1 protein-coding gene is annotated in these 386 nt (G+C 65.3%); it reads left to right on the plus strand.

The features are described 5' to 3' along the window. Positions 1 to 161: 161 nt before the first annotated feature. The coding region (locus tag HR086_RS47885; RefSeq protein ID WP_217442293.1) for a DUF5329 family protein at positions 162 to 386 on the plus strand (225 nt) is incomplete at its 3' end.

Below are 386 nucleotides of genomic sequence, written 5' to 3' on the forward strand. Positions count from 1 at the left end.
GGCGCCTGGGCAAGGACGACTACACCGAGTCCAGCTTCCGCGGTGGCCATATCGGCATCTACGTGTCCGGGCGCGCGCAGCGCGAAGTGCCGGCCACGATCGATGGTTGGCTGAAGGCGCGCGACCTGTAGAGTCGAGCCCTGCTCGACTGACTTGGAGGGATGATGACGTACCGGATTTTGTTGATTCTTGCGGTACTGCTGGCAGCGCCCCTTGCCCAGGCCGCACCCGGTGCAGACGCGCGGCGGGAGATCGCCCAGTTGATCGCCAGCCTGGACGGCTCCCAGTGCCGGTTCCAGCGCAATGGCAGCTGGTACGACGGCGGCGATGCGCGCGCGCATCTGCAGCGCAAGTACGACTATCTGCTGAAGAAGGACATGGTGGAC

This window comes from Myxococcus sp. CA039A (assembly GCF_013336645.1).
Taxonomy (GTDB): Bacteria; Myxococcota; Myxococcia; order Myxococcales; family Myxococcaceae; genus Myxococcus; species Myxococcus llanfairpwllgwyngyllgogerychwyrndrobwllllantysiliogogogochensis.